This window comes from Actinoplanes oblitus (assembly GCF_030252345.1).
Taxonomy (GTDB): domain Bacteria; phylum Actinomycetota; class Actinomycetes; order Mycobacteriales; family Micromonosporaceae; genus Actinoplanes; species Actinoplanes oblitus.
Genome location: NZ_CP126980.1, coordinates 5,152,447 through 5,166,147, shown reverse-complemented (window position 1 = coordinate 5,166,147; position 13,701 = coordinate 5,152,447). Strand labels below are relative to the sequence as shown.

The following is a 13,701-nucleotide window of genomic DNA, read 5'->3' as shown; positions in this document are numbered from 1 at the left end:
GCAGATGATCAATTTGCAGGAGTTCGCACGGCGGCTGAGCACTCTCGGAGCCGATGCGTTCACCAGCGACGACGTCGTGGACCTGGCGATCGCCGCCGATGTGCGCATCAGCGCTGACCTCGAGATCGACGCCACTCTGGCGCAGCGCTTGCTCGACCAGATTTCCCCTCCGCCGCCCGTCACCGGAGCGCAGATCACGGCGTCGCAATGGCCGCCGCCGACGTCATCCCGGCCCGCGGCGCCCTCGGTGTCGTTCTCCAGCCCCGGTGCGGTCGACGGCCCGGCCGATCAGCCGGGCCGGCCCCGCAGTTCGGGACCCGGTCGTCGCGGCCAGCGGCCCGGCTCCCGGCGAACTGGCAGGTGAACTGCAGTCCCATCATTCCTGGAGATCGCGATGCCGGGCTGACCGGTCGATCGCGGTGCCAGATGGCCCGCGCCGCACGGGTGTCGTGTGCTGCCGGCCCCGAAGGTGGTAAAGCCGCGATCGTGGCATCGCTTCTAGCCGCCGGCGCCGTGTTTCTTCGAGCACGCCGTGCGGCCCCGCCGTCGAAATCCGCCCGCCGGGTCAACCCGATCGGCTGTCGTCGCACCCGGCCCGGCCTGCCGTACTGACCTGCACCTGAAGTGCCGCTCGCGACGGTACTGTCGCTGTGAAGAGGATTCGACCGGACCGCGCACGGTACGCCCAGAAAGATCCGACAACGATGGTCAAGCCCACCGAGGAACCACAGCCGTGGACCGCCCCGACCGCCAGCGCGTCGCTCGGCGGTGGCCCGGCCCGGAGCTGCCGGGTCTCCCGGGAAAGTGACGGCACGCTCCGGCTGAGCCTCACCGGGTTCGCCATGATCGGTGTCGACGTGGCGCTGCTCTGGACGCAGAACGGCGCCGGCTTCAGCGTCGTGGGCACGGTGGTGCCCCCGCCTGCCGGCGGCCTGCCCGGCGTGTACATGCGGGTGGACACGACCGTGGGCGCCGTCGACCGGCGACGTTCCCGGCGCGTCTCGGTGCAGGTGCCGGTCGTGCTGATCCTGCCATCGGGTCAGATGTTCCCGGGCCTGGCGATCGACCTGTCCCTGGGCGGGGCACGCGTCATCGTCGATCTCGACGTCGACGATCTGGGCGAGGAAGCGTTGATCGACCTGGTTGACGGGCTGGCCCCCGGCCAGTTGGTCGCCGTCGAAGTGTTGCTGCCGGACGGCCCCGCGGACTTCAACTGTCAAGTGCGCGGCAGCGACGAACCCGGCGATGTCCGCCTGCTCTTCGTGGACGTGGACGCCGAGACCCGGGCCCGGCTCGACGCCTTCCAGAAGAGCCAGTGACTCCGGTGCCGGATGGTGCCGGCTGCCCGGATCGCGGCGGGTGTGCGGACCTGATTCTCGCCGGCGTGACGGCCGGTGGCAGACATGCCGTGTCCGGATCCGGCCTCCTGCGCGCGCACCGGCGGGCTCGGCCTCGGCGAGGTGAGCCCGCGCGGAGCCGAGCGGACCGGCTGCGGGCTGCCGCTCAGCTCCACCACCAGGGTGCGGACGGTCTCGTTTCGCAAGCCGAGCAGCGCCCGGCCGAAGTGGCGGGACGGCGAGTTCAGAGGATGAGGAAGTCCGGGGGTGGGTGGCGCAGGAAGTCGTGGTGCGAGATGTCCCAGGCGTAGGCGCCGGTGCGGCGAAAGACCAGGCGGTCGCCGGCCCGCAACCGCGCGACGTGCTGGCCGCGGGTGAGGACGTCGCGTGGGGTGCACAGTTCGCCGACCGCGTCGACCGGGGTGTCGGTGACGGCGGGCCGGGGGTAGGGGCGGTCCCAGGTGTCGACCGGCAGGATCGTGAAGGGGTGGCTGTAGCCCCAGGCGGCGGGGAGCCGGAAGTGGTGGGTGCCGCCGCGCAGCACGGCGAAGGTGCGCCCGTGGGTGGTCTTCAGGTCGAGGACCTCGGCGGCGTAGTAGCCGGCGTCGGCGGCCAGGTAGCGGCCCGGTTCCAGGATGAGCTCGACGCCGGCCGGGACGGTGACCCGGGACAGCGGGGTGAGGTCGATGGTGGCGGGGGAGGTGTAGTCGACGCCGAGGCCGCCACCGGCGTTGACCACGCGCAGGGTCAGGGCGTACCGGGAAGCGGTTTTCACCGACCAGTCGAGGGCGTCATCGAGAAAGGCGGCGTGCGCGGCGCCGTCCAGGTTGTTGGAGACGGCGTGCAGGTGGAAGCCGATCACGTTCAGGCCGGTGGGTATCGAGGCGAGGACGGCGGGGAGCTGGTTCTCGTCGATGCCGAACGGGGTGGGCGTGCCGGTCATGGCGTGGCTGCCGGTGACGCCGACGGTGGCGCGGTTGATCCGCAGGCAGATGTCGGCGCGCAGGCCGAGGCCGGCGAGGCGGTCGAGTTCGTGGCGGCTCTCGACGTTGAGCAGGGCGCCGGCGCGGACGGCGGCGGCGAGTTCGGTGTCGGTCTTGGCGGGGCCGCCGAAGACGACGCGGCGGGCGCCGGCGCGGACGGCGAGGTCGAGTTCGCCGCCCGAGGCGACTTCGAGACCGTCGCAGGCGTCGGCGAGGGTGCGCACGACCTGGGGGTGGCCGTTGGCTTTCACGGCGTACAGAAGGGTTGTCGACGGTGGCAGAGCGGAGCGCAAGTGATCAGCCTGGGCGCGCAGCGCGGCGGTGTCGTAGAGGTAGGCGCAGGCGGGCGCGGGCAGGTGGCGCAGCGCGTCGGCGACGTGCGCGGGCAGCTCAGGCATGCAGCGGGTTCTCCACCGGCAGGTAGAGGTCGCCGTCGCCGGCCAGGCGCATCCGGACCAGGGCCTTGTGCGGGACGGTCGGCGCGGTGAGCCAGGCGTGGTCGGCGCGCGCCTCGGCCGAGGTCAGGGCGGCGTAGGTGTCGTCGACGACGTCGCGGATCAGGCGCCAGGCGGCCGGCTCGTCGAGGTCGAGGTGCAGGACGATCTCGCCGAGGTGGGCCTGGAAGGCGGTGTAGCCGAGCTTGGCCCGCATGATCGCCGGGTCGTCGGTGCCGACGACGGAGCCGGGCCACAGGTCGACCTGGTGGCCGGCGGCGGCGAGGCGGGGCAGGTGCAGGCGCAGGCCGGCGAAGTCGCGCAGGGCGAGCCGATGCGGGTGGCCGTCCTTGAAGGTGGGCAGGCAGTTCTGCAGGTGGGCTTCGAGGGCGACGCCGTGGACGGCCAGGCGCAGCAGCGGTGGGAGCAGTAGCCGCGCGTAGTCGGTGAGCCAGCGTGCGGGGCCGCCGCCGTGCCGGCGCACCAGGTCGGGCAGGCGGTGCGGGAGGGCGCTGCCGGGGATGGCCTCCTCGCCGGGCTGCAGGCGGCCGGTGAGGCCGTCGCGCAGGATGGCGGACAGGTCACGGCCGGAGCCGGCGGGAACCGCGGCGCCGGCGGTCTCGGCCATCAGCAGCAGCGATGGCTCGTCGGCGGCGAGGCGGTGGAGCAGGGCGGAGACGGCGGGCCCGTTGCGGGTGCTGGCCACCGAGATGCTGCGGCGGGTGGAGGTGACCTGGATGTCGAGGGAGACCTTGAGGTAGCGGCGGGTGCCGTCGGCGGCGGGCGGCAGCAGCAGGGTGCGCAGGGCGGCGGTGGGGACGGCGTCGAGTGCGCCGTCGAGGTGTCGCAAGGTGCCGTCGGTGAACAGGTCGCGGTAGCGCTGCGTGATCAGACCGAGTTGCCAGGCGTGGACGGGTTGTGCGCGGTAGCCGGCGTCCGGAATGCCGGGATATAGAGCGCCCAGATCGTCGCCCAGGTGCGCGTCATCGCGGACCGCGATGAATCGGATCTCGGTTCGTCCGGATTCCAGGTCGTGAGCGAGGACGTCGCAGGTGTCCCAGCCCAGCCGGGTACGCCCGCAGGGGTGCAGGTTGTGACCGGAGATGGCCAGCCGCTCGCCGGCGATCGCCGCCTCGTCCGGATCGCCGCCCGGGTGGACCGGGCCGGGCCGGGCGAGGGCGATCGCCAGGTTGATCACCGCGTTGCGGATCTCCGCGGCGAATCCCGGCGCGTCGGCGGTGAGCAGGTCGACCGGGTCGGCCACCCCGGAACTGTCGAATTCGACACGGTTGAAGGCGTGCCGGGTCCCGCCCGTGTGGTCCGAGGACAGGCCCTCCCGGGCGAGGGCGCCGCGCAGCCGCCGTCCCACCGTCTCCGCGGCGATCGGCAGGTGGTCGAGGAAGCCGCTGACCAGCTCCGGTGCGTGCACGGCGAGCGCCGCCTGGGTGTGTGCGGCCGCCGCGGCGAGCCGGCCGGTGGTGAGGCTGGAGGTCATGCGAATACCGCCATCGGGTTGGGCTGGTATGTCCAGATGTCGTCGAGCGGGTCGGCGGCGAGGCGCATGGCGGTGGTCGCCTTGCTCGGCAGCGGCTCGGTGAGCAGCTCGGGGACGTGCCGCAGCCCGGCCGCGACGATCGCCCAGAGCCGGTCCGGTTCGGCGCCGTGGTGCGCGGCGAACGCGTCGACGAGCTGGCTCGCGACGGTGCCGAGCGCGGCGGCGGCGAGTTTGGTGCGCAGCGTCGCGGGGTCGTCGGTGAGAAGGTCGCCGTGCAGGTCGAGGCCCAGCTCGCGGTGGACGCGGACGCCGCCCAGGTCGCGGTAGAGGATTCGGGCCGGGCGCCGGTCGCGGAGCACGACGAGGGTGTTCTGCCCGTGTGCCTCGAGCGCGACGCCGCGGCGCAGGACGGTCGCCAGGGGCGCGAACAGCAGGTCGGTGAGCTGGGACAACCAGGCGTACGGGTCGTCGACGGTGGGCAGGAAGTGGTGGGTGAAGACGCCCAGCGGCACGGCCTGCTCGCCCGCCGCGAGCCGGGGGGCGCGCCGCACCAGGTGGGCCAGCCGCCGGTCCGGCCCGTGCTCGGTGATCACCGCGCCGGCCTCGGTCTCGGCGAGGACCTCGATCGGCAGGTCGGCGGTGAGTCGCCGCAGGGCTGCCGAGAGGATCGGGCCGTTGTGCACGGCGGCCGGGGAGACGGTGCGCACCGCGGAGGTCATCTGCACGTCGACGGCGGTCTTGAGGTGCGGGCCGCCGCTGACCGGGGCGACCGTGCGCAGCGACATCAGCGGCCGCATCGGGCGGGTCGGGCCCACGTCGGTCAGCCACGGGTACTGCTGCCGCAGCCGGGCGGCCTGCCACGGGTGGGCGTAGAGGACCGGCTGGGCGGTGCCGTGCCAGCGCTCGGCCGGCACCCGCAGGCGGCGCAGCCGGATCACCGGGCGGTGCTCGGGGGCGTAGGCGAGCACGTCGGCGACGGTCATCCCGGCGCGGGTGCGGCAGCCCGGGTGCAGCGGGTGCCCGTCGGTCTCGAACTGCTCGATGCGGCCGAGGTCGGTCTCGGTCAGGTCCGGCGTGACGGCGTCGGCGCGGGCCAGCGCGAGGTTGGCGACGCTGTTGGCCACCTCGGTGACGAACGCGGTGCCGGGCCAGAGTTTCGCGGCCAGCTCGACCGGGTCCAGCTCGGCGTAGACGGCGCCGGGCAGCGGCTCGCGCTCGATCGCCAGCCGCAGCCGGCGCAGGATCGCGGCGCGGGCTGCGGGCAGTGCCGCGTCGTAGCGTTCGACCAGGTCAGGGCGGATGTCTTCGAGATCCGCACGGGTCTGGGCCGGGTCGGCGGTGGGTGTCGGCTGCGGCACCCCACCATTGTCGCGTCGTCCGCCCGGGGCGTCTGTTCCAGGGCGTCGCGGGGCGAGCGACGACACAGTCAGCGCACGAGCAGGGCGGTCAGCAGTTGGGTCAGCCAGGCCCGGGCGGCGTCGGTGTCGGCGTCGAGCAGCAATTGGACGGTCACCCCGTCGTAGGCGGCGATCACCGCCCGGGCGGCGCCCGGCACGTCCGGGATGTCCAGGGTCATGGTGGCCAGGCGCTGCTCGATGGCGGTGCGCAGCCTGGCGCGGTGCTCGGCGAGCCGGCCGGCGACCTCGGGATGGCGCGCGGCGCGCAGCAGGAAGTCCGTCTTGATCAGCAGCCAGTCGCGGTCGAGCAGCAGGGTGTCGGCGACCTGGGCGATGACCTGGTGCAGATCCGGGCCGGGATCCGCGAGGGCGTCGGTGACCTGGGCGGCGATCAGGTCGGCGCGCTCGTCGTAGAGGGCGAAGAACAGCTCGTCGAGGCTGTCGAAGTTGGAGTAGAAGGCGCCGCGGGTGTAGCCGGCGGCGTCGCAGATCTCCTCGATCCGGGCCTGGCCCCAGCCCTTGGCGGCGAAGACTCGCAGGGCGGCGTCGAGCAACCGGCCGCGCGTTTCGGCTCGTCGGCGGGTGACCATGGCGCTCAGCATAGCCTTTCCATACATTCGTGTATCCGATACATTCGTGTATCGGAGTGGTCTGGATCACCGTGGGGAGTTGCTGTGGACGTCATCGTGGTGGGCGCGGGGCTGGCCGGCCTGGCCGCCGCTCATGAGATCACCAGCGCCGGGAAACGGGTGATCCTGATCGACCAGGAGAACGCGGCGAACCTGGGCGGGCAGGCGTTCTGGTCGTTCGGCGGGCTGTTCTTCGTCGACAGCCCGGAGCAGCGGCGGGCCCGGATCGCCGACAGCGTCGAGCTGGCCTGGAGCGACTGGCGCGGCAGTGCCGGCTTCGACCGGCTCGACGACGAGGACGCGTGGGCGGTCAAGTGGGCCCGGGCGTACGTCGAGTTCGCCGCCGGCGAGAAGCGGTCCTGGCTGGCCGGGCTCGGGATGACCTGGCTGCCGTTCGCCGGCTGGGCCGAGCGCGGCGACCTGCGCGCCGGCGGGCACGGCAACTCGGTGCCGCGCTTCCACATCACCTGGGGCACCGGCACCGGCGTGGTCGAGCCGTTCGCCGCCGCCGCGCACCGGGCCGCCGAGCGGGGCCTGCTGGAGTTCCGGCACCGGCACCGGGTGGACGAGCTGATCGTCGAGGGCGGCGCGGTGGTCGGGGTCCGCGGCCGGGTCCTCGCCGACGACGACGCGGCCCGCGGTGTGTCGTCCAACCGCGACGAGATCAGAGACTTCGAGGTACGCGCCCAGGCCGTGATCGTGACCACCGGCGGCATCGGAGCCAACCACGACCTCGTCCGGCGGTACTGGCCGGCCCGGCTCGGCACCGCACCCACCTCGATGATCACCGGGGTGCCGGCCTACGTGGACGGGCGGATGCTGGGCATCGCCGAGGACGCCGGGGCCCGCCTGGTCAACCGCGACCGGATGTGGCACTACACCGAGGGCATCCGCAACTGGAACCCGATCTGGCCCGCGCACGGCATCCGGATCCTGTCCGCGCCGTCGCCGATGTGGTTCGACGCGCTCGGGCGGCGGCTGCCGCAGCCGTACTACCCGAGCTACGACACCCTCGGCACGCTGCGCTACCTGCGGACCACGCCGGAGCTGGCCGAGCACGACCACTCGTGGTTCGTCCTCACCCAGAAGATGATCGAGAAGGAGTTCGCGCTGTCCGGGTCGGAACAGAACCCGGACATCACCGCGAAGGACCGCGGGGCGTTCCTCAAGGGCCGGATCATGGGCAAGGGCGCGCCCGGGCCGGTGGAGGCGTTCAAACGGCACGGGGCGGACTTCGTGGTGGCCCCGACCATCGAGGAGCTGGTCGCCGGCATGAACAAGCTGACCGACACGCCGCTGCTGGACGCCGGGCACGTGCGCGGGCAGATCGAGGCGCGGGACCGGCAGCTGGCGAACAAGGTCACCAAGGACGCGCAGGTGCAGGGGATCTACAACTCGCGGCGGTACATCGGGGACCGGATCGGGCGTACGTCGGCGCCGCACCGGATCCTGGACCCGGCCGCCGGGCCGCTGATCGGCGTGAAGCTGCACATCCTGACCCGTAAGACGCTCGGCGGCATCCAGACCGACCTGGACTCGCGGGTGCTCGGCCGGGACGGCCAGGTGCTGCCCGGGCTCTACGCGGCCGGCGAGGTCGCCGGGTTCGGCGGGGGCGGGGTGCACGGCTACAACGCGCTGGAGGGCACGTTCCTCGGCGGGTGCCTGTTCAGCGGCCGCAACGCGGGACGGCACGCCGCCCGATCCCTCTGAGCGTCCCCGGTCACACACCTGGCAGGCCACGCCGGTTCATCGGTGACGGTCGAATTCGCGCGGATCGCATGGTGTCGGCTCGCTGTCAGCCGGGTTCGCCCCGCCGGCGTTTCAGTAGGGGTGAACCGAGAGGACGGCGAAGCCATGCGCGAGAACGTCACGAAGCTGCCGCGGATCCGGGTCGACGACGTGGTCACGGCGCTCGGACCGGACCTGCGGCCCGGCGCCGAGCAGGTCGGGACGGACGACGCCGGCCTGGTCCGGGTCCGGGTGACGGCCGAGGGCGGGGTGTCCGCCGTCGAGATCGCCGGCCGGTTCGCCGGTGTGGACGCGCTGGCCGCGGCGATCCTCGGGGCGTACCGGCAGGCCCTGCTGAAACGGATGGCGGCGCGGCTGGTCGGCGACGCCGCCCCGGCACCGGCGGCGCGCCGCGACGACGCGCCGGACGTCACCGACGAGCGGTGGCTGGAGTGGGTCCGTGACGCCCTCGACCGGGCGGACCGGCAGCTGACCGCGATGGGCCGGGCCCGCCCGGCCGCCGACGAGATCACCGGGCCCGGCCGCTACGTGCGGGTCCGGGTCGCCGGTGGGGTGGTCACCGACGTGTTCATCGACGCGCCGCACGCCGCGGAACGCTCCCCGCAGGCGGTGGCGGCGGACGCCCGGTCGGCCCTCGACCGGGCGTCCCGGGCGTGACGGCACTGCCACCCGTCCCGGGCCGGGCGAGGAAGGTTGTCACGGTCGAACGGGCACACCGCCCCCGCCTCGCCCCGGGGCCGGGTGATCCGGCCGGTCAGCGGCTCACCGCGCTCGCGAGCAGCCTCGCCTCGGTCGCCGGGTCGAGGCCGACGGCCGGCCGGTCGGAGCGCTTCGGCGCGGCCCCCGGCAGCGACCGCAACCACGCCCAGGTGTCCCGCACCGTCTCCCGGACCGGGCGGCACCGCAGCCCGGCCGCCAGCGCCCGGCTCACGTCCCCCCGGTGCATGAAGTCGTGGCCCTCGCCCGGCGGCAGCCAGATCGGCAGGTCGGTCCACGGTGCCACGCCGGCCGCCAGGATCGGCTCCGGGTCGGTCCAGCGCAGCTCCGCGCGCCCGCCGGTCACCTCGGCCGCGGTGTCGAGCAGCTCGCCCATGGTGGTGTGGCCGGACGGGCTGACCAGGTTGACCGGGCCGGTCGTGCCGATGGCCGCGAGGATGAACAGGGCCAGGTCGCGGACGTCGATGTACTGCAGCGGCAGATCCCGGGGCCCTGGCGCCAGGGTCGGGCCGCCGCGGCGCAGCCGGTCCAGCCACCACGGGAGCCGGCCGACGTCCTCGTGCGGGCCGAGGATCAGACCGGCCCGGGCGAACAGCACCGGACCGCCGAACGCCGCCGTCGCCCGCTCGCCGCGCAGCTTGTCGCCGGCGTAACCGGGATCGTCCAGGTCGGCCAGGGGCGCGTCCTCGGTCATCCGGGCGGTACCCGGCCAGCGATAGACCGAGCGGCTGCTGACGTACGTCAAATGTCCGGCACGGCCCGCGAGCGCGGCGGCGGCCGTGCCCACCGCGGACGCCTCGGCGGACCAGGTGTCGATCACCGCGTCCCAGGTGCCGGAACCGAAGTCCGGATCGGTCAGCCGGTCGCCGACCAGCGTGGTGACGCCGGGCACCGGATCTCGCCGGCCGCGGTTGAACACCGTCACCCGGTGACCGGCCGCCACCGCCTCCTCGGCGAGGACACGACCGACGAAACCGCTGCCACCCAGGATGAGAATCCGCATGCGGCCGAGCCTGCCGGATCGACCGGCCCGGCCCCAAACGGATCTGCTGTGGGCAGACTAGTCGTCGTCGGCGCCCAGGAACGTCTCCACGGCTTCGACCACGAGAGCGTGGTCCTCCGCCTGCGGCAGACCGGAAACGGTCACCACGCCGATCACCCCGGCGCCGGGCACCCGGATCGGGAAGGCGCCGCCGTGCGCGGCGAACAGGATCGGGTCGACGCCCATCGCCTCGTCCAGCCGGCGACCCTTGGCCGCCAGCTCGCGGCCGACCAGGAAGGACGACCGGGCGAACCGGTACACCACCCGGACCTTGCGTTCGATCCAGGTGTCGTTGTCGGCGGTGGAGCCGGGCAGTCCGGCGTGGAACAGCTGCTGCTGGCCGCGGCGGATGTCCACCGCGACCGGCAGGCTGCGCTCGGTGGCCAGGTTGACCAGCAGGCAGCCCAGGGCCCAGGCGTCGGCCTCGTCGAAGCGGGGGAAGACCAGGCGCCTCTCCTGCTCCTCGAGTTCGGCGATCAGTTGCTGCGACTCGTCGCTCATCAGGTCATTCTCATCTGGTCGACGCCCAGCTTGACGATCAGGGCGAGCACCACGATCAGCAGCACGATCCGGACGAAGCCCGAGCCCTTGCGCAGCGCCATCCGGGCGCCGACGACGGCGCCGGCGATGTTGCAGACCGCCATGCCGGCGCCGAGCCACCAGTGCACGTGCCCGGTCGCCGCGAAGACGATCAGCGCGCCCAGGTTGGTGCCGGTGTTGACCAGTTTCGCCATCGCCGAGCCGTGCACGAAGTCGGCGCCGACGATGGTGGTGAACGCCAGCACCAGGAACGTGCCGGTGCCCGGGCCGATCAGACCGTCGTAGGCGGCGATCAGCCCACCGGCGACCGCGACGGCGATGCCGCGGCGCAGCGGGGTGCGTTTCTCCATGTGCTCGGCCAGGCCCATGGCCGGGCGCACGGTCACGAAGATCGCCACGGCGATCAGCACGACCAGCACGATCGGCCGGTAGACGCTTGCCTGGATGCTGCCGGCCAGGGCGGCGCCGCAGCCGGCGCAGAGCAGCGCCAGGGCCGCTGACGGTCCGGCGACACCCCAATCGATTTTGGTACGCCGGGCGTAGGTGACCGCCGCGGTGCTGGTGCCGCAGATCGCCGCGAGCTTGTTGGTGCCGAGGGCAGTGGGCAGCGGTAGTTGCGGGGCGGCGACCAGCAGGGCCGGCAGCAGCAGGAGCCCGCCACCACCGACGACCGCGTCGACCCAGCCGGCCGCGGCGGCCGCCACCAGGAGCGTCACGATCATTTCCGGCCGCGCACCTTCTGCAGCCAGAGACCGAAGCTAGCGCCGACGATGAAGATCAGCATCGTGCAGCAGAGGGCCTTGGTGAACAATGGCTCTCCTCGTGGTCAGGGGCGTTCCTCCCGCTGGAGGTTACACAGGCCACTGAGCACGTCGTCCGCGGCGGCCAGGAGCCGATCCAGCTCGCCGGCGTCGCGCAGGCTCGGATAGATGAAGATCGCCTGCCCGCCGGCGAGGTCCACCGCCGGCCGGCCCACCTGGTCGAGAGCGGCCAGCACGGCGCCATCGACGAGCGGTGCCAGGCTGCCGGACAACTCGTATCCGATGCCGCCGCGGCGGGGATCCAGGCGCAGGTCGCCGGCGAGCTCCGGTGCCCGCATGGTGACCACCAGCGACAGCAGGGTGCTGCCGTGGTCGAAGCCCAGCTCGGACTCGAAACCGGAGTCCACCACCGCGGACAGCACCGCCGCGCTCGCCTCGCGCTGCCGGAACCGGCCGTGGGCGGCGCCGCGCTGGCGCAGTCGCGGCAGCTCGGCGAGGCGGCCGGCCGGGAAGCTGGGCGCCAACCGGGCCGGCTCCCAGGTCCAGCGGCGGGCCAGGGCCTGCGCGCGCAGCTGGCGCACGCCCTGCCCGGAGGCCCGTAACTTGCCGAACTCCTTGCCGGCCATGCCGAACGCCACCACGCCCCGCACGATCAGGGCCGCCAGTCCCACCATCGCGCCGATCACCGCCCAGTCCATGCCTCGATTCGTACCGGATGCGGTCAACCCGCGGCCGGCACGGCTCGGTTAGGGTCGGCGGGTGCGTCTGGCCACGTTCAACCTGCTGCACGGCAGGTCCCTGTCCGACGGCATGGTCCACGCCGACCGGGTCCGCGCCGCCGTCACCGACCTCGACGCGGACGTGCTCGGCCTGCAGGAGGTCGACCGGGCCCAGCCGCGCTCCGGGCACCTGGACCTGACCGCGCTGGCCGCCGACGCCCTCGGCGCGCCCGTGCACCGCTTCGCCGCCGCCGTCGTCGGCACGCCGGGGCAGACCTGGCAGCCGTGGCACGCCGAGGCCGACGCCGCCCACCCGCAGTACGGGATCGCCCTGGTCAGCCGGTTCCCGGTGCAGCGGTGGCAGATCACCGAGCTGCCCGGTGCGCCGATCCGGTCGCCGGTGCTCACCCCGGACGAGGGATTGTTGCTGCTCAAGGACGAGCCGCGGGTGCTGCTGGCGGCGGTCCTGGAGACACCGCACGGCATCGTCAGTGTCGGCACCACGCACCTGTCGTTCGTGCCGGGCTGGAACGTCCGCCAGCTGCGCCACGCGGTCCGGGCGATGCGGGCGTTGCCGGCGCCCCGGGTGCTGCTCGGCGACCTGAACATGCCGGTGGCGCCGGTCCGGGCGTTCAGCGGCTGGCGGCCGCTGGCGCGGGCGGCGACGTTTCCCAGCGGGACGCCGCGCACCCAGCTGGATCATGTGCTGGTCGATCCGCGCGGGGCGGCGGCGCTGGGGCGGGTGGTGCAGGTGCGCACACCACACCCGCCGGTGTCCGATCACCGCCCGCTGGTGGTCCGGATCGACCGGTAGGGCAGCTTCCGCCCGCCGAACTCGGCCACGCAAGATCATCTGTACGGGCGTTCCGGCGTGTTGATCAACGAGGGTATGCGGCGCAGCCGCAGCACCCGCGACCTCACCGCGTGTGACAGCTTGGAGCCCGCCCGGCGCGCCTGACCCGGCTGACCTTCGCCACCGCCGTCGTCGCGGTCACCGCCGCAGCGCCGAGGAAAGCCGCTGTCACGATGGCGTTCGCCGTCGCGCCCGGCGCCGCCTTGACCGGCACCTGCACGGTGGTCTCGCACCCCTCGTCAGCCGCGCTCGGACCGGCGGACTGGAGAAGCCGGCTGTGGCTGACCACGGGTGACAACACCTGGAAGGTTTGGTCGCTGCGGAACAGCACCGTGCCGGGACTGAAATCGTCGCTTCGGTTCAGGCCGGCGCTTTCGGATTGCCGAGCGGCTGGCAGCGCCTTGCTATTTTGCCAAGCTGTGGACATTCTCGGACAAGGCTCGGAACGACCGCCAACGGGCAAGCGTTCGAGAGTTGTGGCTGGCGCTGTCGTCGGTGCCGTTCTGATCGCGGTCGTTGGGGCGTACCTCGCTCAGCGCCCGGACCGGGCGGACCTGGCCGGCTCGCCGTCCTTCGGCCCGTCCGTCTCTCCGGCCGGCACGCCGGTGACCCGGGCCGATCCGGTGCCGATCCGGGTCGGCACGCACGTCCAGATCGAGACGGCCTACTCCCTGTCCGCTGACGGGCGACGGTTCCTCCTGACGTACGCGCTCCAGGACCAGGACGGTTCCCAGCCCCGGGTGGCAGCGGGTCCACAGGCGAAGAACCCCGCCTTCACGCACCTCGCCGTCGCTGTCCTGCCGCGCGACGCGTTCGATCCCGAGCCGGGTTTCACCGATGTCGCGGGCGCCGCCACCACCCGGGTGACCCTGCGGAAGGGTTCACCGGTGAGCTTGTCCATCGCCGGCGAGATGACCTGCCGATCGGCGGTGACGGGCAGCGCCGACGTGACCCTGGAGGTCAACGGGAGCAGAACCGTGACCCCCTTACCCGAGTTCGACGGTTCACCCTGGACCGAAGCGGTGCGAAAGACCGTGTGCTGACA

14 protein-coding genes are annotated in these 13,701 nt (G+C 73.2%); 6 read left to right on the top strand and 8 right to left on the bottom strand.

Annotated features, from left to right (window positions below; genetic code table 11):
• Nucleotides 1-4 precede the first annotated feature (4 nt).
• Nucleotides 5-364, top strand: coding sequence for a hypothetical protein (locus Actob_RS23340; RefSeq protein ID WP_284913922.1), 360 nt, complete (start codon nt 5-7; stop codon nt 362-364).
• Nucleotides 365-704: 340 nt separating this feature from the next.
• Nucleotides 705-1,319, top strand: coding sequence for a PilZ domain-containing protein (locus tag Actob_RS23335; protein ID WP_284913921.1), 615 nt, complete (start codon nt 705-707; stop codon nt 1,317-1,319).
• Nucleotides 1,320-1,581: 262 nt separating this feature from the next.
• On the opposite strand, the gene Actob_RS23330 is transcribed toward Actob_RS23335, so the two are convergent.
• The 4 genes from Actob_RS23330 to Actob_RS23315 form a co-directional block, all read right to left on the bottom strand.
• Nucleotides 1,582-2,718 carry an alanine racemase gene (locus tag Actob_RS23330; RefSeq protein ID WP_284913920.1) on the bottom strand — a complete coding sequence of 379 codons (1,137 nt, stop codon included), beginning with the start codon at nt 2,716-2,718 and terminating at the stop codon, nt 1,582-1,584.
• Entirely contained in the window at nt 2,711-4,249 is a 1,539-nt protein-coding gene (locus Actob_RS23325) for an IucA/IucC family protein (RefSeq protein ID WP_284913919.1), read from the bottom strand. The genes Actob_RS23330 and Actob_RS23325 overlap by 8 nt, the downstream gene beginning before the upstream one ends.
• A complete protein-coding gene (locus Actob_RS23320) occupies nt 4,246-5,607 on the bottom strand; it encodes an IucA/IucC family protein (RefSeq protein WP_284913918.1) in 1,362 nt (453 codons plus the stop codon). Before Actob_RS23320 ends, Actob_RS23325 begins: the two co-directional genes overlap by 4 nt.
• Nucleotides 5,608-5,675: 68 nt before the next feature.
• The gene (locus tag Actob_RS23315; protein ID WP_284913917.1) at nt 5,676-6,236 is read right to left on the bottom strand and encodes a TetR/AcrR family transcriptional regulator; all 561 of its coding nucleotides are present in this window, start codon (nt 6,234-6,236) and stop codon (nt 5,676-5,678) included.
• Between the two features lie 84 nt (nt 6,237-6,320).
• On the opposite strand from Actob_RS23315, the gene Actob_RS23310 reads away from it, so the two are divergent.
• Nucleotides 6,321-7,985: an FAD-binding dehydrogenase gene (locus tag Actob_RS23310; protein WP_284913916.1), complete on the top strand. Its 1,665-nt coding sequence runs from the start codon at nt 6,321-6,323 to the stop codon at nt 7,983-7,985.
• 144 nt (nt 7,986-8,129) lie between these two features.
• Complete coding sequence (locus tag Actob_RS23305; RefSeq protein ID WP_284913915.1) at nt 8,130-8,681, top strand: hypothetical protein; 552 nt, start codon at nt 8,130-8,132, stop codon at nt 8,679-8,681.
• Nucleotides 8,682-8,778: 97 nt separating this feature from the next.
• On the opposite strand, the gene Actob_RS23300 is transcribed toward Actob_RS23305, so the two are convergent.
• The 4 genes from Actob_RS23300 to Actob_RS23285 form a co-directional block, all read right to left on the bottom strand.
• Nucleotides 8,779-9,744, bottom strand: coding sequence for an NAD-dependent epimerase/dehydratase family protein (locus Actob_RS23300; RefSeq protein ID WP_284913914.1), 966 nt, complete (start codon nt 9,742-9,744; stop codon nt 8,779-8,781).
• A gap of 57 nt (nt 9,745-9,801) precedes the next feature.
• Nucleotides 9,802-10,284 (bottom strand): heme-degrading domain-containing protein, encoded by a 483-nt coding sequence (locus tag Actob_RS23295; protein WP_284913913.1) that lies wholly within the window; start codon nt 10,282-10,284, stop codon nt 9,802-9,804.
• Nucleotides 10,284-11,045, bottom strand: coding sequence for a sulfite exporter TauE/SafE family protein (locus tag Actob_RS23290; RefSeq protein WP_284913912.1), 762 nt, complete (start codon nt 11,043-11,045; stop codon nt 10,284-10,286). Before Actob_RS23290 ends, Actob_RS23295 begins: the two co-directional genes overlap by 1 nt.
• Before the next feature lie 104 nt (nt 11,046-11,149).
• Nucleotides 11,150-11,782 (bottom strand): hypothetical protein, encoded by a 633-nt coding sequence (locus Actob_RS23285; protein WP_284913911.1) that lies wholly within the window; start codon nt 11,780-11,782, stop codon nt 11,150-11,152.
• A 61-nt stretch (nt 11,783-11,843) separates the two neighbouring features.
• Between Actob_RS23285 and Actob_RS23280 the strand changes: the two genes are divergently transcribed.
• A complete protein-coding gene (locus tag Actob_RS23280) occupies nt 11,844-12,617 on the top strand; it encodes an endonuclease/exonuclease/phosphatase family protein (protein WP_284913910.1) in 774 nt (257 codons plus the stop codon).
• Between the two features lie 212 nt (nt 12,618-12,829).
• On the top strand, nt 12,830-13,699 hold the full coding sequence (locus Actob_RS23275; RefSeq protein WP_284913909.1) for a hypothetical protein: 870 nt from the start codon (nt 12,830-12,832) through the stop codon (nt 13,697-13,699).
• Nucleotides 13,700-13,701: the final 2 nt, after the last annotated feature.

Coding starts and splice junctions, on each gene's coding strand:
- Actob_RS23340 (WP_284913922.1), top strand. CDS start 5: ATGATCAATTTGCAGGAGTTCGCACGGCGGCTGAGCACTCTCGGAGCC.
- Actob_RS23335 (WP_284913921.1), top strand. CDS start 705: ATGGTCAAGCCCACCGAGGAACCACAGCCGTGGACCGCCCCGACCGCC.
- Actob_RS23330 (WP_284913920.1), bottom strand. CDS start 2,718: ATGCCTGAGCTGCCCGCGCACGTCGCCGACGCGCTGCGCCACCTGCCC.
- Actob_RS23325 (WP_284913919.1), bottom strand. CDS start 4,249: ATGACCTCCAGCCTCACCACCGGCCGGCTCGCCGCGGCGGCCGCACAC.
- Actob_RS23315 (WP_284913917.1), bottom strand. CDS start 6,236: ATGGTCACCCGCCGACGAGCCGAAACGCGCGGCCGGTTGCTCGACGCC.
- Actob_RS23305 (WP_284913915.1), top strand. CDS start 8,130: ATGCGCGAGAACGTCACGAAGCTGCCGCGGATCCGGGTCGACGACGTG.
- Actob_RS23300 (WP_284913914.1), bottom strand. CDS start 9,744: ATGCGGATTCTCATCCTGGGTGGCAGCGGTTTCGTCGGTCGTGTCCTC.
- Actob_RS23295 (WP_284913913.1), bottom strand. CDS start 10,284: ATGAGCGACGAGTCGCAGCAACTGATCGCCGAACTCGAGGAGCAGGAG.
- Actob_RS23290 (WP_284913912.1), bottom strand. CDS start 11,045: ATGATCGTGACGCTCCTGGTGGCGGCCGCCGCGGCCGGCTGGGTCGAC.
- Actob_RS23285 (WP_284913911.1), bottom strand. CDS start 11,782: ATGGACTGGGCGGTGATCGGCGCGATGGTGGGACTGGCGGCCCTGATC.
- Actob_RS23275 (WP_284913909.1), top strand. CDS start 12,830: ATGGCGTTCGCCGTCGCGCCCGGCGCCGCCTTGACCGGCACCTGCACG.